This is a genomic window from Pedobacter sp. WC2501 (genome assembly GCF_052682415.1).
The window spans coordinates 5,927,255-5,946,598 of sequence record NZ_JBQZFI010000001.1 but is presented as its reverse complement, the minus strand read 5'-3'; the positions used below and the strand labels follow the sequence as shown (position 1 = coordinate 5,946,598).

General features: G+C 37.1%; 13 protein-coding genes. 1 reads left to right on the top strand and 12 read right to left on the bottom strand.

What is annotated here, in order from left to right; all coding sequences use genetic code 11:
* Positions 1–74: 74 nt before the first annotated feature.
* From ACUN24_RS24840 to ACUN24_RS24785, 12 genes are all read right to left on the bottom strand, one after another.
* The gene (locus ACUN24_RS24840) at positions 75–1,829 is read right to left on the bottom strand and encodes a discoidin domain-containing protein (RefSeq protein WP_445564928.1); all 1,755 of its coding nucleotides are present in this window, start codon (positions 1,827–1,829) and stop codon (positions 75–77) included.
* 14 nt (positions 1,830–1,843) lie between these two features.
* Positions 1,844–2,254: a hypothetical protein gene (locus ACUN24_RS24835; RefSeq protein ID WP_445564927.1), complete on the bottom strand. Its 411-nt coding sequence runs from the start codon at positions 2,252–2,254 to the stop codon at positions 1,844–1,846.
* A gap of 58 nt (positions 2,255–2,312) precedes the next feature.
* The gene (locus ACUN24_RS24830; RefSeq protein WP_445564926.1) at positions 2,313–3,686 is read right to left on the bottom strand and encodes a glucoamylase family protein; all 1,374 of its coding nucleotides are present in this window, start codon (positions 3,684–3,686) and stop codon (positions 2,313–2,315) included.
* Between the two features lie 63 nt (positions 3,687–3,749).
* Positions 3,750–5,222: a RagB/SusD family nutrient uptake outer membrane protein gene (locus tag ACUN24_RS24825; RefSeq protein ID WP_445564925.1), complete on the bottom strand. Its 1,473-nt coding sequence runs from the start codon at positions 5,220–5,222 to the stop codon at positions 3,750–3,752.
* 12 nt (positions 5,223–5,234) lie between these two features.
* Entirely contained in the window at positions 5,235–8,246 is a 3,012-nt protein-coding gene (locus ACUN24_RS24820) for a SusC/RagA family TonB-linked outer membrane protein (protein WP_445564924.1), read from the bottom strand.
* A gap of 364 nt (positions 8,247–8,610) precedes the next feature.
* Positions 8,611–11,490 carry a ligand-binding sensor domain-containing protein gene (locus tag ACUN24_RS24815; protein ID WP_445564923.1) on the bottom strand — a complete coding sequence of 960 codons (2,880 nt, stop codon included), beginning with the start codon at positions 11,488–11,490 and terminating at the stop codon, positions 8,611–8,613.
* A 234-nt stretch (positions 11,491–11,724) separates the two neighbouring features.
* Positions 11,725–12,075: a four helix bundle protein gene (locus ACUN24_RS24810; protein ID WP_445564922.1), complete on the bottom strand. Its 351-nt coding sequence runs from the start codon at positions 12,073–12,075 to the stop codon at positions 11,725–11,727.
* Positions 12,076–12,232: 157 nt separating this feature from the next.
* Positions 12,233–13,171: an oxygen-dependent tRNA uridine(34) hydroxylase TrhO gene (trhO, locus tag ACUN24_RS24805; protein WP_445564921.1), complete on the bottom strand. Its 939-nt coding sequence runs from the start codon at positions 13,169–13,171 to the stop codon at positions 12,233–12,235.
* 231 nt (positions 13,172–13,402) lie between these two features.
* A complete protein-coding gene (locus tag ACUN24_RS24800; RefSeq protein ID WP_445564920.1) occupies positions 13,403–15,850 on the bottom strand; it encodes a DUF5686 and carboxypeptidase regulatory-like domain-containing protein in 2,448 nt (815 codons plus the stop codon).
* A gap of 290 nt (positions 15,851–16,140) precedes the next feature.
* On the bottom strand, positions 16,141–16,500 hold the full coding sequence (locus ACUN24_RS24795) for a hypothetical protein (RefSeq protein WP_445564919.1): 360 nt from the start codon (positions 16,498–16,500) through the stop codon (positions 16,141–16,143).
* Between the two features lie 202 nt (positions 16,501–16,702).
* Positions 16,703–17,026, bottom strand: a complete 324-nt coding sequence (locus tag ACUN24_RS24790; RefSeq protein ID WP_445564918.1) for a MafI family immunity protein — start codon at positions 17,024–17,026, stop codon at positions 16,703–16,705.
* 172 nt (positions 17,027–17,198) lie between these two features.
* Positions 17,199–17,450, bottom strand: a complete 252-nt coding sequence (locus ACUN24_RS24785) for a hypothetical protein (RefSeq protein ID WP_445564917.1) — start codon at positions 17,448–17,450, stop codon at positions 17,199–17,201.
* A 616-nt stretch (positions 17,451–18,066) separates the two neighbouring features.
* Here ACUN24_RS24785 and kbl point away from each other — a divergent pair.
* The gene (gene kbl / locus ACUN24_RS24780; RefSeq protein ID WP_132402572.1) at positions 18,067–19,254 is read left to right on the top strand and encodes a glycine C-acetyltransferase; all 1,188 of its coding nucleotides are present in this window, start codon (positions 18,067–18,069) and stop codon (positions 19,252–19,254) included.
* Positions 19,255–19,344: the final 90 nt, after the last annotated feature.

Here is a 19,344-nt window from a genome sequence, read left to right as displayed (position 1 = left end):
TCGTATTTAAACATTCATCGCTTAAAGCGATTCTATATTTCCATACTCTTTATAAACGAGCTTGTGCATTTATTTTAATCAACTTTCTTTATATCAGTTTTTACCGATACGCCATTCTCGTTTATCGCTTCGATAGAAAAATAATAAGCTTTCTGGCTGTCCATTGCTTTAAACCAGTATTCGTTAAAATCGTGGATCATAATGCAGTTGTATAGTTTATCAGGTGCAGTACCGTAATAAAGGTTATAAGCAAAGGCATTATCAACAGGCTCCCATTTAATGTATGCACTACGTTTGTCTTTTTCTGTTCTTAAAACGATCAGATTTTTCACTTTTGTTGGTTTCTCACCGTTTCCATTTCCAAAAACACGTAAACCACTAATGGCGAATTTTCCGGTGGGCATGTGGATGTTTACCATTTTGATGAACCTGGTTTTTACTGGTTGCCGGAGTTCAATGTAATCATGCGGAACGTCTGTTTTATTCTGGCTTTTATCAACCAGGGTGTTCCACTTTTTTCCATCTGTTGAGGAGAGGATTTTATATTGATGATAAATTCCGGTCTGTTTTCCTAAAAATTCTGCATCCTGATCAGCATAGTTAATCTGGATGGCATTAACGGTAGCAAGGCTTCCCAAATCAGTCTTGATCCATTCACCATTATTGGCTGTTTTGGCACTCCAGTAGGTTTTAATGTTTTCGTCAACCGCATTATTGGCATTAAAGCTTCCCAGGGTAGAAGAAACGGTTACCGGTTTTTTATAGTTGATCAGCATCCAGCCTGGCCCTGCAGGTTCACCTTCTTTTCTTTCAGCCGGTAAATAAAGTGGGTAATCCCCGAAGGCAGTATTGGTCCACATTACATCGTCTTGATCAAAACCGGTAGGCCAAATCCCCATTCTGCGTTCCCAGGTATTTTTTACACAGATGATACTGGTAGAAATATGCCAGTAATTTTTGCTATTGTCCTGAAAGGTTGCGCCATGACCAGCACCGCGAGAAAATCCTCCGCCTTTATAACTCAAAGGATCAGATTGTGGAGTTGTAGGCGTATCATAGAAAAGAGGTTTGGTGCCCACTACCACACCATCAGAATAACCACTAAACTCTGTTCCGGGCGCTCCGTATTGAAAATAATATTTGCCGTTGTGTTTCGTCATCCAGGCACCTTCGGCAAAAGGATCAAGAAATGTATTGTCCATATATTCGCCAAAACGTTGCCATCCATATCGCCAGCTTTCAAGCAGGTACATTGGTGTGCGGGTGCCTTTTGGTTTAAAAGTTTTACGATCTAATTCTACACCGTACATGGGGTAGTTATTGCTGCTTCCATTGTACATGTAAAATTTGCCATCATCATCGGTAAAGAATGATGGATCCCAACCACCAATTTCTAAAGAATCAACCAATGGAAACCATTTATTTCCTTTGGGGTCAGTACTGCCCCATAAGGTGAAGTTTTTAGTGTAAGTACTGCCGAAAACCACCATCGTATCACCTACAATGCCTACACCTGGTGCACAAAGTTCGTCTTTGGTTTTATTCCATGGGCGAAGAAATTTTCGTTCGTGGAATTTCCAGTTCAGCATATCGGCGCTGTGCCAGTAACCCCATTGGTTCGTACTGAACAGGTAAAAATCGCCTTTATAATTTACGATTACCGGATCGGCAGTGGCACGGTGCTTGCCCCATTGGGTAAAAGATTCGAAAGGCGTATAACCATAATCTACGTTGATGGGATTGCAATAGGTTTTTTGCTGTGCAGAAGCTGTAAACTTACCGCAGAGCAGGAGTATTATTAAAAATATTTTGAATAAATGTTTAGCCATCAGGTAAAGGGGAGTTAAAAGATTTTAATCTGGGCACAGCTTTGGCAGCCAAGTGCCATTCCGCTTGCACTCAATCCCGTAACATTAGATTTGTGTTCCCAGTAAATCCACATGTTGTGAGCGCCGCCTGTTGAGGTTAAGCCAACAGTATAAATGTCAGAACCCTCAGGGATTTGTCCTAAAATAACTCCGTTTGGTGTATTTGGTGGGATGAAAAAATAATAGGCACCACCACTTGTCGTGTTTTGAAGTGTTACATGTACGCCATCGCTGGTCGAATTTGTAGCCGTTACGTTTACAGTATTAAATTTTATTTTCTTATTGTTTTTTGTTGTTGCCGCTTTGTACTTTGGGAGTGTTGTGAAACTTGAATGCACAAACGTGATCCCAATCATTGCTATTAGTATTAAAATTACTCTTTTCATGGTTCTGTAGATTTAATTTAAAATATATAGTGGCTAAACATTTATATACAATTCAATATTATGGCTGAAACTGGAAATCCAATTTCTTTAAACCATTTTGAACATCTTTATTTCCCATAAATAGCTTCCAAAGCAGTCCTGATCTATAGTTTTCGATCATCACGACCATTGGACCCTGATCAATGCCCAGATATCTTTTAGGATACCAGTTATCTGTTTCTGAAAAGGCATCATAAAAACCGTATTTGCCCCAAACCTTATCGCCCAAATCCTCGTAAAGGTGTCTGATTACCTTCATCGATTCTTTTGGCGTGTAGGGAATAGATGATATGGCTGCTGTTGGAGAAATTACACCGTAATCTTCCTGTAAGCTGTGGGCGGCATAACCTTTAACCGAGTAACTTGCTGTTAAACCCCAGCTATTTTCGCCATAACCTTTAAACTTCTTAGGGTTGGCTACGCAGTAATCGTGTATGGCCAGTGTTTGGTTTACGTTGTTCTGCCAATAATCGGCATAGCGGTCTTTCAATCCCTTAGGATTTAAACCTAAATATGAATAATGCGCCCAAAATAAAGGGCCCACGGAATTTTTTGCACCTTGATAATCTAATGGAATATGATGTCCATAAAGATCGAAATCTGCTTTAATTGCTCCTCCTCTTGCCCAGCCTTGGTGATAAACTTCGGCGGGTACGGTATGAGTAGGGGAGGAAGCTGCCATTACGTACATGATTAAACATTCGTTATAGCCTTTTACCGGGAAGTTCATTTCCCAGCTGTACTCCGGCGACCAATGCCAGTACAATACGTTTTGTCCGTTGCGGAACCAATTAAAATCAATACCCTTCCAAAGGTCATCGGCTTTTTTTGCCAATGCTTTTTCGGGTTCAGAACCATTTTTATAATATTCGTTGATACAGATTAAAGCCTGCGCAACGAAAGAGGTCTCCACTAAATCACCTCCATTGTCTTTTTGTCCGAATGGACGTACTTTGCCTGTTTCACCGTTTATCCAATGTGGCCATGCGCCATGGAAGCGGTCGGCTTTGGATAGAAAATCCAATATTTTATTTAAACGCTCTAATCCTTCTTTTTTGGTTACATAATTCCTGTCAATCCCACTTAAAATGGCCATTAAACCAAAACCTGTTGCACCTGTAGCTACTGTGTTTTTATCATTTTCCGGATAAATGTTATCTACATGGAAACGCTCTCTGCCGGCACCTGAGATTGGTTCGGCACCATCCCAAAAATATTGGAAGGTTTGTTTTTGAACGAGATCCAATAATTCGACGTCGGAAAGGTTTTTTTTGATCGTTAAATCAGGAACATCAGTTGTGTTTTTGCTTTTATTACAAGCTGCAAAGAGCAAAAAAGGACACAAGGTTGTTACCAGTAGGTAAGTAATTTTGCTTGGGACAATGTTTAGCATAGTATTACGGTCAAGAAAGAAAAGGTTGCCAGTATGAGCTGACAACCTTTGTCAAAAGATGTATTAGTAACCAGGGTTTTGTTTAAGCAATCCTGCACTTAAATCGATTTCGGTAAATGGAATAGGCCAAACTTCATTTTTGTTGGCTTTCCAACCTTTAACGCCAAAAACTGCAGCGCCTCTGCCTTGACGGATCACATCGAAATAACGATCATTCTCCATCGCTAATTCTACTTGCCTTTCTTTCCAGATTGCATTTCTTAAAGCAGTTTGGTCTGTAGTAGTAACATCAGATAAAATAGTTGTACTTGTACCTCTGGCGCGTTTACGTACTCTATTCAGAGAAGTAAGTGCCTGAGTTGGATTTCCCAGTTCATTCGCTGCTTCAGCATTCATCAAAAGAACATCAGCAAATCTTAGTACCCTGAAATTTTGTTGTGCTCCTTCGTTAAATCCAGATACACGTGTTGAAAACGGAACATATGATTTTTGATTATATCTTTCATTAACTACCGTATTTGGGATAACATCTCCCTGTGGAGTAGTTTCTCCTCTGAAAATAATAGTTGCATCTCTACGTGGATCTCCTGGTTCAAATGCATTGGCTAAAGCCTCAGATGGTGTATTGAAACCCCAGCCCATTTCTCCAGCAACACCCTGAACTTGGCTGTATTGAGAATTTGAAGCTGCGGCATTTCCTAAAAGTAATTCTGCCTGTACTTCAAATAATGATTCAATATTGTTCTCGTTCGCTTCTCTAAATCCTTTTTCGAAATCAGGAAATAAATCATATCCCATACCCATTACCAGATTAGTATAGGATAATACATCCGCCCATTTTTTCTGATACATAGCCACCTTTGCATGCATGCCAAGTGCGGCTCCTTTTGTAGCACGACCGAGGTCGGTACTTGGATAAGAGGCAGGTAGAACAGCAGCTGCTTCGGTTAAATCTTTTTCTATCTGAGCATAAACTGTAGCTTTATCAGATTGAGGAATATTATATTCTGAACCATTGTTTGGCAGGTGCAGTCTTAATGGTACATTACCATAAGCTCTTACCAATCTGAAAAAAGAATATGCCCTAACAAATTTTGCTTCTCCAATGTAACGGGCCTTTAAACTTTGGTCCATTGTAATCTGTGGAATACTGTCTATAACCTGATTACATAAGTTTATATTTTGGTACTGACCGGCCCAAAAATCAAGTAATGTTCCGTGGGTGGCCGTAACCGTAAAATTGTCATATAGATTAAAAAAGGTTGCATCCACAGGTGTACTACCTTTATCCGCTTCGTCAGAACCGGTACTTTCGATGGCAATTGCATTAAACCCAACATTATTCCAACTGCGTAAATTAGCATACATGGCATTAACACCCTTTTGAGCATCCAGAGGCGTTTTCCAAAAAGCAGCTGCAGGTTGTTGAGCCTGAGGCGGAACATTTAGGAACTCTTTTTTACAGGATGAAGTAATGAGCACAATACTTGCAATGGCAGCCAAAAAGCAAGACTGTATATTTATATATTTTTTCATGTTTAATGTCTTTTAAAATGTAAGATTAACACCAAAATTATAGGTAGCATATAATGGATAAACATTTGTGTCGATACCAGCATTTGTTGGTGTACCACCTACTTCAGGACTAAAGCCAGAGTATCCAAAAAGATTTACCGCATTTTGAGCATTTACGAATACTCTAAGTTTCTGCATTTTCCATTTTGAAATAATCGCTTGTGGAAGTGAATATCCAAGCTGGATGTTCCTTAAACGGATATAAGAACCATCTTCAACAAAAAATGAGTTAGGTGCCTTGTTTAAATCTGCTGAAAGGTTTGATGAAGCATAGGTATTGGATGTTCCAGCTCCCGTCCAGCGATTGTCGAAGTAATCTTTTGTATAGTTTTCATTTCCAAAGCGGTTACTTAGGTTGGCATTAAAAACATCAACGCCTGCCACACCTTGAATATCTACTGTTAAATCGAAATTTTTATATGCAAAATTAGTGTTTAAACCATAGTTGAATTTTGGATTAGGATTTCCAAGAACAACACGGTCTCTTTCATCAATTGTTCCGTTTCCATCAATATCTGCATATTTAAAGTCTCCTGGCTGAAAGCTATTTCCTGTATAAGCACTAGCTTCTGCCTGGGTTTGGAAAACGCCCTCTACGCGATATCCAAAAAACTCTCCAATTGGTCTGTTATTAACTGTTCTGGTAGATATGTAACCACTTGTAATACCAGCACCACCTTTGTAAATTGGAATATCTCCAGTGCTTACATTCATTACTTTATTGTTGTTTATACCCAAATTTCCACTAATTGAATAAGAGAAATTAGAGGCTGTTTTATCTGCCCAGGTAGCCATAAATTCAAAACCGCTATTTTTAATATCGGCCTGGTTGGCAATAATTGAACTGTTTTTTGTACCTAAGCTGCGAAATACTCCAATGTCGAAAATTGCTTGCTCAGTTTTTCTGTTATAATAATCAGCTTCAATACTTAATCTATTATCAAGGAAGCCCATTTCCAAACCTAAATCTGTTCCAGCACTTCTTTCCCAAAATATCGCCGGAGGTACAATACTCGTGATACTGGCTCCAGTATTAGGTATGTGATTAAAGAATGCGATTAATTCTGCAGATTGATCGATAGTTAAAACACTCGGGTTAAATGGTACTCCGGCATTTCCAACTTTACCCCAGCTTCCTCTCAATTTTAAATTGCTGAAGATTTTTTGATCTTTCATAAATTCTTCGTTACTGATTACCCAACCAGCCCCGATAGAGGGAAAATTACCCCATGGGCCATCAATACCATAGAACTGAGATGCACCGTCTCTTCTGATTGAGGCATTTAACAGGTATTTGTTTTTATATGAGTAATTTACTCTTGCAAAATATGAGGCAAAAGTATTCAGTTCACCCAAATCAACAATATTTCTACTTGCTGCATCACCAAGAGCTAAATACAAATCACTTTCCGAATTGTATGGTACATTTTGGGCATCGGCATTAATGGTATATTGCTTTCTGCTTTGTGCGGTTTGACCGGCAAGAATTGTTAAGCTATGATCTTGCCATTTTTTATCGAAAGTTAACGTGTTCTCAATAATCCAGTTTCTATTTTCAATTCTGTCGATATCCAGTTTACTATTTGTATTCTGTTGAGAATTACTTGCTTTGTAAACCGGCACATATCCCCTCACTTCTTCTTGTGCGAAATCTCCGCCAAAACTGGTTTTGAAGGTAAAGTTTTTAAGGAATTTTAATTCTGCATAAATATTACCTGTTACTTTATATTTGTTAGTGATCTGATTATAAAAGTCTAATGTAGCCTGAGGGTTTAAATTACTTCCATTTCCTAAATTAAAAGCATTTGGATCACCATAGCTGCCATCTGCATTAAATACTGGCACTACTGGTGAAGCTGCATATAACGCTCTAAAAATAGAGGTAGGTGCATCATTCGATTTACTTGAGGTTGCGGTAACGTTATAACCAATTTTTAGCGGTTCGAAGATTTGATAATCGTTTGATAACCTCGCAGTATATCTTTTATAATTATTCTTTTTAACAATACCATCTTGATCTAAGTATCCGAGAGACAAATTGTAAGTCGATTTTTCAGATCCTCCGCTCAAAGAAATTTGGTGGTTGGTTACCAATGCGTCTCTTAAAATAACGTCGTACCAATCAGTTCCTTCTCCCAGATTGGTATTGGCAAATAAGGGTGCTGCACCCTGAATGGCATAAGCTTCATTAACTGCAGTTGCGTACTCAGAAGCATTTGTCATTTTTACAGCATTGGTTACCTTTTGAAACCCTACTGAACCATTATAATTAATTATCGGATTTCCTTTTTTTCCTCTAATGGTTGTTACTAAAACAACGCCATTTGCGCCACGAATACCATAAATAGATTGTGAAGATGCATCTTTTAAAATGTTAATACTGGCAATATCTGCTGGATTTAAGAAGTTTATATCATCATACCAAACTCCATCAACTACGTAAAGTGCCTGTGTTTTGCCATAAATAGTCCCTGTTCCTCTGATTGTAATTTGTGGTGAAGCACCAGGTGTACCTACATTGGTAATTGAAACACCCGCAACTTTACCTTGCAGTGCCCCTACAGGATTAACAGATGCCTGTTTTGAGATATCTTCTCCTTTTACTGTTGCTACAGAACCTGTAACATCAATTTTTCTTTGCGTACCATAACCTACAACTACAACCTGCTCTAATTGTTGTGTTGATGAAGCTAATGATACATTAATAGTAGTTTGATTGTTTACAGCCTGCTCAAGTGCTGTATAACCTACAAAATTAAATACTAATGTGGCGTTGGCCGGCGCACTAAGGGAGTAGCCGCCGTTCGCATCTGTTTGAGTGCCGGTTTGTGTGCCCTTAACTAATATAGTTACGCCAGGTAAAGGTGTTTTATCACCCCCATCAATTACCTTACCTTTTATGGTAATGTTTTGCGCAAATGCTACGTTAATTGTTAGCAAACAAAATGCAGCGAGAACAGAAAGTCTTGTAAAGATTCTTTTCATGCTTTATTATAAATTTAGTTTAATTGTTAGTTAAATGTGAGGTTGTTTTTGCTGATGTGCAAGTGTTTTTACCTCTACATTAATACATCATACAGCTTTGTGGGGTATCTCAATTCATTAAACCAAATGCGATTTTAGGCTAAAAATGCATTTTTTTGGATTTTAACATAATATTAACATACACACAAGTGTACAATTAACACTAAGTGTTTTGTGGGGTTTAAAAATTGAGTATGAGAGGTAATGATGTAGTGGTTATTTAATGATATAAGGGGAAAAGATTCAAAACCATTATTTATGCAAACGTTCCCAAGGATAGTTATTGAATATTTTTGATTTTTAAAATCTGTTTCTTGATGTCATATTAAAGTTCCATCAGGAACTCGGTTAAGTTTTTATCATGAGGTACTTCGAGCTTTTTACGGAGGCGGTACCTGCGGATTTCTACCCCACGTAAACTGATGTTCAATAACGACGACATTTCTTTGCTACTCATGTTCATCCTAAGGTAAGCGCATAGCTTTAAATCATTCGGAACAAGGTCGGGATGCTGTGCTTTTAATTTCTTGAAGAAACTTTCATGCGCCTCGTTAAAGCTATTTTCGAATAAATGCCAATCGCGCTCGTCGTTCATGCCATCATTGATTACTTTTTGAATTTTTCGGGTTTGATCGTCAGAAAGTTTCTTGCCATTTTCATCCTTTAACTTAGTGATCTCGTCGCTTAATTTTTGGAGCAACTCATTTTTATAGACTAATGTCATGGCAGAATTGGCCAGCTCCCTGTTTTTTGAAGCCAGTTCGGCCTGAAGTTTCTCTGTTTGAAGTTTGATGATCTGTTTCTCATTGGTTTCTGCTTCCTGTCTTAATATTTCTTCCTGTTCGGCCTGCAAGCGCTCGCTTATTTTCTGACTATCCCTTTGCAGCTTCCTTTCATAAATTTTCTTCCCCATAATCAATACGATCACAAAAAGGATGGCATAAAGCAGTATGGCCCAGTTATTCAGGTACCATGGGCGCAAAATGGTAAACTTATAAACGGTTTCTTCACTCACCGTATTGTCATCTATCTTTGCCCTAACCTTAAATACATAGTTTCCAGCACTTAAATTGGTGAAATCTTTCTGGGTGGCGTAATTCCAGTCAGACCAGGTACGGGAGTAACCTTCAAGATAAATCTGGTATTTAACCTTAGCCTGTCGGTAATAGGGCAGTGCGTAAGAAATACGGATATTGTTACGGCTGTTCTGCATCTCAGTTGCTTCCTCACTGTTCCCAGCCTCGCTAATGAGCGAAAATTTATCTGTAATATCTTCTACCCGCCTGATCAGAACGGCAGGAAGTTTTTGTTTCTGTTGGTTGAGTTGCGCAGTTGGGTTATAAATCACAAAACCATCATCTACGCTAATCAGGTAAATAGAACTGCTGATGCGGCTGATGTTTTCATAATATTGTACCATTCGGCCATCTAAAATGCTGAACTGGTTCGAATCGATTTCTACCTTGCCTGGCTCACTAAAATTAACCAAAGCCGTTTTACCATGGTTGATAAACCAATATTTTTTGCCGCCAGCATTGATAATTTTATTGGATGATTGAAATGACCCCAGCTCTTTATTCAATGCAATGTACTTGGTGAATTTATCACTTAATTCATCATAAGTATAAAAACCTGCATCAGAAGAGAAAACGATCTTATTCTCTAAATTAAAAATATTGATGTTATAATTACCCGGCAAACCATTCTTTTCGTCGAAATATTTAACGCTGGTTACGTTGCTGTAATTTTGGCTTAAACTCAATTTGTATAAACCCTTATAGGCATGTGCTACCCATATATCACCTTTATTATCTTGTTCTACATACCTCGATGGCGCATCAAATCCAGCAATCTTTGTTACAAACTTTAATCCCGAACCCGGAGATTCTGTAAAAAGCGAAAGTCCGGTATAGGTGCCTTGAACTAGGTAATTTGGATTGGAGTTTAGCTTTTTGATTGTCCATCCGCCGGCAGACCAGGATAACCAGTTAATTTGATCGCCATTTACTTTGAATGTACCGCTATTGTGGCCACAGATCAGTTCATTATCAATAATGGTCAGTTCCCAGACTTGTCCTTGCGAATTCGGGATCAACCTAAAATTAAAGGGCAGGAGATTATCAGGCGACCACTCACTATAAAATAAACCCTGATTGGTGCCAAGGTAAATTTTACTGTTAAAAATAATACTGGAGTATACGGTTCCAAACTGGCCGGTTTTATCAAAATAGAAGTATAGGGGAGAGTTGAGTTCTATCCTGTCGATTCCATTGTCAAGCCCGGTCCAGAGGTTTTGTTCATTATCAGCGTATAAACTTAAAACCGTGTTGTTCTGTAAACCGCTCGATTTGTTAATGCGCTGAACAAGCCTTCCATTTTCATCTATAATAATCAACCCATTGAGGATGGTGCCATAAGCGAAATATTTGCCGAGTAAACTTACCCCGTTATTAAGCTGATAGGTTTTTAAATAGCTATTGGCTGAAGTGTTTAAGGGCGCAAAATCCTTCCCGTCGTAAGTAAACAAACCGTTTTTACTGGTGCCAATAATAAGACCATCGGTTTTATAGGGAAGGATGGACAGGATACCTTCTTTACCCAGCTTTTCACTATTCGGAATGTGGATCAATTTATTGCCAACCAGTTCGAATAAGCCTTTTTCAAGCACTTCAATAAGATACTTATTACGTACTTTATGTAAAAACAAAAAAGAAGATGGCGATTTTACCACTTCGATTTTATTGTTTTTATAAATAAAGATTTTGGAGAAAGACTGAAAGATAACCCGGTCCTGGTCAACATAAATTTTCCATACCTCGTCATTTATTTTAATGCCTTTTGGCAATAAATTGATGAGCGAGTTGTAGCTTAATTTATTGTTTTTAATCGCCCAGAAACCAAATTCACCAAAACTGCCTGTATAAATTCTTCCTTTGTTATCTGTTGCTACTGCTCTTACAATCTGCCGGTTTGGCAACTGGTATTTCTGCCAGTAACGGCCATCGAAAGTTAACAATCCTTCTGCATTGCCGAAGTACATCACTCCATTTTTATCTTTTGCTATACTCCAGTTCTGGTTTCCTGATGAATAAACAGCTTTAGGATAATTTTCGATATAGGGTACACCAATGCTTTTAATTTCTGATGCATAGGCGCTTATAGTAAAACAGGAAAGCAGTAATAAAAAACGGAAATAGTTTAGCATAAAATGGTTACTCGATAAAGCCATTATTACACAAAGTAAGTGAAAAATTGTTTAATATAGGATAGAGTTAAATGATTGCCTGGGCGTGATGGTTTTTTAGTTCATGGTTGATAGCCAAATTGCTTAGGCATGTCGTCTTGACTTAGTGACAAATGCTTTGTGTAAGCGGAATTTATAAAAATACGGCTATCTGACCATCAACCATGGACCATTGCCAAAAATAAATTACCTTTCTTAAAGTGAAGTCTTCAACTTTGAAATCATTTTACAAAGCTGCTCGTATTCCATGTATAACCTTTTAAATTCAGATTCCGTGATATAATTTCTTGATGAAGCCATAAAAAGACAACTCACTACCTCTAATCCAGATCGGACAGAATAGTTTAGAAATCTTCTGAACTCAGCTTTTGACTGGCCCATGCAGCCCTCAGCAATATTAAGGTTTACTGAATCTGCTGCTTTTTTAATTTGATTGGAGAGACTGAATAGCTCTATCCGTGGGAAGTTTTTAGCAATAATGTCTATTTCGTTACTGAGATTTAATGAGATTTGCCAAACTTTTAGTTGTTCAAATTTGAAAGCCATAACATTGAATTTGAAATAAATATAATCATCTCCCTCAATATTATGGCTTATAATTATTTGAATTTTAGCTAAGTTTAATTACTCTTGGCTACAAACCACGGGCCATGAACCAATAGTAAATATGGCTATAGGCTATCAACCATAAAACTATGAACCATTAACCGATTTTCACCGCTACCGGCTGCGGAACCTTCACATAATAACCTGTACCATCGTAAGGGCGTTTACGCGGGTTCGTAGTGCATGCTGTTGAGCAGCAGCCCTGAAGTTCGTTACCGCAATCATCGCATTGGGTAATGTGCTCGTTACATTCTGGATTGGCACAGTTGATCATTTTTGGTGTAGTTTTGCCACAGTTATAACAAACCGAAACAATGCTAGGGTTCACCTCGTTTACGTCAACAGCAATGCGGTTATCGAAAACATAACATTTGCCTTCAAAGTCTTTACCACCAGCTTCTTTCCCGTACTTAATAATGCCACCATGCAACTGATATACATCGTTAAAACCATGGTGCAATAATAGGGCAGATGCTTTTTCACATTTAATACCTCCGGTACAATAGGTTAATATTTTTTTGTCTTTATATTGGGCAAGCTGGTTAATCTGCTCAGGGAAATCGCGGAAATTCTCAATATCCAACGTTAATGCATTCTTAAACTTACCAAGGTTATGCTCATAATTAGAACGCACATCAAGGATAATTACATCCTCATCATCTTTCATTTTCATGAAATCTACCGGCTCTAAATGTTTACCCGTTTGTTTGTTCGGATCAATAATCGAAGTATCTCTTAAACCAGAATGAACAATTTCTGATTTATAACGGCAGTGCATTTTCAGAAACGAAGGTTCTTCAACATCATCTATTTTAAATTCAGTTTTGGCAAATCTTTCATCAGCATGTATAGCTTCCATATAGGCTTTACAGGCTTCAGCAGTACCAGAAACGGTACCGTTTAAACCTTCGTCGGCAACAATAATACGCCCGACTAAATCTAACGATTTACAGAATTTAAGATGATCGGCAGCAAATTGTTCTGCCTCTGCTATGTAACTATAGCAATAGTAAAGTAGTGTCTGATATTTTTTCATAACGCTGTTGATACCGTTGCAAACGGCGTTTAAAGCGGCGCAAAGATAATAAAAAAAGGTGGAAGGTAGAAGGCTTAAGTTGGAAGGTTTTTAACTCCTGTTTTCAGAATATAGGTTTTTTAAGCACAGATGCGCACAGATAAACACGAATTTTTATATCTGTGTGCATCCTTTTTATCTGTGGTTAAATTATTTAATTATTACGCCTTATACCCTACACCTTAAGCCTTATCAGAAGCCATAAGATATCCTGAAACCTTGCGTTAACTTGGTTGCGCCATCGTAAGCAAAGCCGTAACTTGCCCGCAATACCAGACGTTGAATACCGAAGTAAAATTCTTTGTAATTCCTTTTTTCTGGAGAAGATAAATAACCTCCACCGATAAATTCTTCAAGCTTTGCTTTACGCAACAATGGAATTTTATTCATAAAGAAACCCGCAAAATTATGTTCTAAATGGGCTTCAAAATATTGCTGGTTAGTGCTGAACTGATAAAAATCCAAATATTGAAATTTCCTTAAATTGGGAGGGAAGATGGTGGAGATGTTACCTGCGAAATGTTTAAAATCAGGATAATACATGTTTTTGTTGTTTAGGAACTTGCCTACACCAGCCAAAAATGAAGTGTAACCCCATAATCCGAATCCGATCCTGTCCTGAGAAACCTCAAGCTTCACGAAATCGTAATCAACATCGCTGTTCAATACGCCATTAAATCCTTTTTTATATAATACCGTAATTTTAGGGAATTTTGATTCCGTGTAAAACTTACCATCGGGACGGGTAATGTATTTCTGTCCGAAAGTATAGGTTAAACTTGCCGTTGCGCTAAAAGAATTATAGGTTGGGAAAAGCGGTGTGTCTTCGGTCGGGTTGAAAGGGTTGTTTGAAGTAAATTCCCGGTCTTTAGCATCTATAAATTTAAAGGTTGAGTTATTGGTGAGGCTTTTATTCCGGTTGTAATCTACAGCCACACTTCCCTGCAGGCCAGAGGCCAGTTCGCGGGTGGTATTGATATTGATAAAACTTTTTTCGTAAAACTTGGCGAAGTTTTTCTCATAAAATAACGAATTGATCGTGTTACCCAGCTGTGTCATTGAGCCTAAATTATTCAAATCAAAGATACCGTTTCCGAAAGATGCACCTACACTTGCTCTCTTGAGTGGATTGTAGTAATAACTTCCTGTTAAACTTCCGGTAAGTTTCTGGTTGGCAAAACCATACCGCAATTCAGGTCGGATAGAATAAGATCTTCTATTCTCAAAATCCTTTCTGTAGGTCACACCATATTTTATGGCAAATCCTTCTACAGTATTGTAGAATATGGCTTTTAATACCGGGTCGAATTGCCAATATTCCTTGTCATACCGATCATTAATACTTACCCCCCTGAGCAAAAGCTTACCAATACCAAATTTATTATTCTCTCTTTCGAGAGAATCAAGATATTTTTTTGATTCTTTTAGTTTTGCAATACTGTCTTTTTTTACATAATTGATTTTTTCATCTTCCGTTAAAGGGATAGGCCTGTTATTTTTCCAGTAAACGGAATCTTTTTTGTTCACCATTTCGGTAACTTTTAAGATTTCTCCACTGAAAAAGTTTTTTGGGAATTTAGGGTCTAGGTTATAATTGCTATAAATCCCCACATAATAACCAGCTATTTTAAATCCCAGCACATTACCTGCAAATTGAAAATTAATAGCAGTAGGCATGTAAACCTCGTTAACCTTGGTAAACTGCTGGCTGATGTTCAGTGTATCGATAAAATTGATCCCTGCGTTTTTGGTCAGGTATACATCTGTGTTGTAAATTCTCCAGCTATCGTCAATAATATAGATAATCCCCCTAAAAACAGGATCGTTTTCACGGCGGGGAATCACTTCTATTTTATGGATGATTTCTCCGTTTTCCTTGCTTTCGCCCAGTAATTTATATTTATAATAGAAGAGCGCATTGTCTGCAATTGGTGAAATATATCCTCTTGAACTTAATTTGTTTTCGAGCAGGTAGTTATCGTAAAAATTGATGATCAGATCCGATGCCTTGTTAAAACTGAATGAGTTGTTCCTACCCGCAACTTTTGAGGAGATCATTTCTTCATGCACATCATTTGGCCGTCTGAAATTAAACTTACTCTGCGATTCTGACAGGTATATAATACCTTTCCGGTTGGTATCCAATTCTAAAATTTTCTGTATATCCTGTCCGAAGAATTTTTTCGGTGCACCCTTTAACCTTTGCACTCCTTTAATGTAAACATCACAACTAAATGTTTTCACTTCATTTAAATGTACTTTTCGCTCTTTAATAGCCTTACGGATAATGGCATAAGCAGGATCTTCGGCATTGGCCCTGATGTTAACATTTTCCAAAGTATAACTTTCTGCCGTTAGTGCTACATTAAGCACAAGATCTGCCGATGCATTTACAATATGCTCTTGCTGTTTGTAACCTACAGCTCTAAAACTTAAGGTATGCTCACCGTTTTTCAGCTTAATCGAATATTTTCCGTCAATATTTGCAGAGGTTCCAGAAGTAGTGCTTTTTAAATAAACCGATGCAAATGGAACAGGTTGTCCGTTCGTATCTTTAATAATGCCGGTAACTGTAAAATGTTGTGCAAATACAAAATTGGTGAGGCCGCAAAAAAACAGGAGCGCGCAAATTCTTATCATACGTTAGATTAGTAAGCTATAAATATCGAATAACTTTAAGACTATACACACAGGTGTATGTTAAAGTTTGTTAAGATCGAAAAAAAATGAATTTTCGCTTTTAGGAAGAATATTTTTATTTTAAGGTAATTACATCATCGAAAATCAAATATATGATTCTGTGCCTCCAATTGATTTTATTGTTATACAAAAAGTTTTGAAATAATCATTGCCGATGGCTCTTGGTTAGCTTACTTTAGCATAATTTTGTGGGTTTCATTTGGGGGGATTCTAAATCGATTCTGGAGTGTCTAAATTTTATCAACTCTAAAATGGCCTGCAATGATTTTAAATTCACTCCCGGTGGAGGCTGTTTTAATTACGTAACAAGCCAAATTTTCATTAATTAGTCCATTCCATTTTCTGTTAAATCTAGCAAGGTCAACATCATCATCTGAAGCTTTAAAAGCATCATCTATGCATTCATCAGCCACAATCCCAAAATTCATATCCAAACGGATCCAGTAAACGTTTTCGAAATAAAGTTTTCCCATCCCAATGTCGTACCAATCTATCTCAAAAACAATGGTATCGTGTATACCAGGGTTGGACCTATCTACTTCAACTCTTTTTATTACTGAGTCATGCCAGTATAATTCGTTAAATTCCATCTTGAGTTGTTCAATTTTTGCCACCACGGCCATCTTGAAATGTTAAAAGTATATTCTTTCTGCACATAGTTCTATGTTAAAGTTTGTTAAGATCGAAAAAAAATGAATTTTCGTTTTTAGGAAGAATATTTTTATTTTGAAGCAACTACATTATCTACAAATAAGATTTAACATTTTATTCTTCTAGATTTTGATTTTATTATTAGTTATTAAGCCCTGAAATAATCTTTGCCAATTGTTCTTGTTCGGCTTGAGTTAGAATGCTTTTATTTACTATTAACTCTTTCATAAAAGAATAATTTTCATTTTCTAATTTCATCTTGTCTCCAATTTTAGAGATTAAAGTATAAAAGTCATTTTCTATTTCTATATCGTATTCATACATCTGTGTTATTATCGTGTCAAAACACAATCCAAACTCCTGATATCTCAAATAATCTTTTGCATTTTTCAAATCATCCTCATTTAATCCGAAAATTCTTGCAAAGTCAATTAAATTTAATAAAACCTGTATTAATTTTTTCATAATTTACCAGAATTCAAGGTTTCAAAAGAAAAGTTTTCCTATCTCACCTTCATACAAATCTATCCAAAATAACTAATACGGTGTTCTATGGAGTTAGTTTTATATATTTCACTCTTCTTCTTAACGCCATATTAATATTATTCTCTAAGTGAATATTTTTTATATACTAATTTTAAAAATTCAAAAAATCATCTTCATTTTCTAATGCTTGCGGTAAAAAATCTTTGGCCGTATTAATTATATATTCTAAATCTTCAAAACTTAAGGAAACATCTACCTTTGAAGAATAAAGCTTGAATAACAATTGCCTTTCTTCTGAAATTCCTATCTCCAAAAAAGGATTTTTATTGTCTTTGAAAAAAACTTCTAAATATGGGTAATCAAAATTTATATCACCTATTTCTTCTATTCTAATATTTTTCATTTGTTTTTATCTATTTTGTTCCTCTAAATCCTATGAAAGTTCCATCTATTCCCCAACTAGCTGCTTTCTCCATTTGGATATCAACCGCCCGCTCCAGTTGTTCTAGTTCCATATCGCAAAATATCTTTAATGGCTGGTGATGCTAAATTGCTTAATTGTTCCGGTAGTCTGTAAACTTGCCTTAGTTCTTTAGTTATTTAAAACCAAAATATTCCGGATGCTTAGTTACGGCACGTCCTGCATTTGTCATTTCTCCGTTTTTAAATGGCGAAATTGCATTTTTAAAAGCGCCAACAGCATCAAATTCCGTCCTGGCGCGCAAGCGCTTTATTTAAATAATATGTATTAGCTAGAGCTTCTAACTTATAGGCCGCATATTCTCCAGCAGCGCCATCAACAACACCCCTAGATAGCTAATGCTGTTGCATGTTAAAGTTTGTTAAGATCGAAAAAATAATCTGGATAGCTGGTTTTTAAAAATAATATCACATAAGCAATCAAAATTACTTGATCAATCAAACATTTGTAAGCAAAATAAGGAGTAAAAATTGCCTTCCCAGGTTAGGAAAGACTTTTTTTTATAACTTTGACGTCAAAACAACCATATCAAAAGGCCATGTATAAAACATTACAACCTGTTCTGCAAAAAGAACTTGAAGAAATCGAAAACGCTGGATTATTTAAACGCGAACGTATAATTATTACACCTCAAGGTGCCGACATAAAAGTAAGCGGTGGTGCTGAAGTGGTTAACTTTTGTGCAAATAATTATTTAGGCCTTTCTTCTCATCCAAAAGTGATAGAAGCAGCTAAAAAAGCAATCGACGATCATGGTTATGGAATGTCTTCAGTGCGTTTTATCTGTGGAACGCAAGATGTGCATAAAGCGCTGGAAGCTAAAATTTCCAAATTTTTAGGTACTGAAGATACCATTTTATATGCTGCTGCATTTGATGCAAATGGTGGAGTTTTTGAACCATTGTTTAATGCCGAAGATGCTATTATTTCTGATGAGTTAAACCATGCATCCATTATTGATGGGGTGCGTTTGTGTAAAGCACAACGTTTCCGTTATAAAAATGCCGATATGGAAGATTTGGAAAAACAATTAATCGCTGCCAAAGATTGCAGACACAGGATTATTGTTACCGATGGGGCTTTCTCTATGGATGGATCTGTTGCTCCCTTGGATAAAATTGCAGATTTAGCTGATAAATATGAGGCATTGATCATGATTGATGAATCACACTGTACGGGTTTTATTGGTAAAAACGGTCGTGGAACACACGAGCATTTTGATGTAATGGACCGTATTGATATTATTACCGGTACTTTAGGTAAAGCTTTAGGTGGTGCATCAGGCGGTTTTACTTCTGGCAAGAAAGAAATTATCGACATGTTACGTCAGCGCTCACGTCCTTACTTATTTTCTAATACGCTTGCTCCGGCTATTGCAGGGGCATCAATTGCAGTATTGGATATGTTGAGCGAAACGACCTCATTAAGAGATAAATTAGAAAGCAATACTCAATATTTCCGTGAGAAAATGACCGAAGCCGGTTTTGATATTAAACCAGGTTTCCATCCTATTGTTCCGGTAATGTTATACGATGCTAAAATTGCGCAGCAATTTGCTGCTAAAATGCTAGAAGAAGGAATTTATGTAATTGGTTTCTTTTACCCTGTGGTACCTCAGGGTAAAGCAAGGATCCGTGTACAGTTATCAGCCGGACATGAGCAACATCATTTGGATAAAGCAATCGCAGCGTTTACCAAAGTGGGTAAAGAATTAGGTGTGATTTAAACTTATAGATCAACTATAACTGCAAAAGCCGCTTTAAGTGGCTTTTGTAGTTTATGGGTTCATTTTCTTTTATAAGGATATTGTAAACAG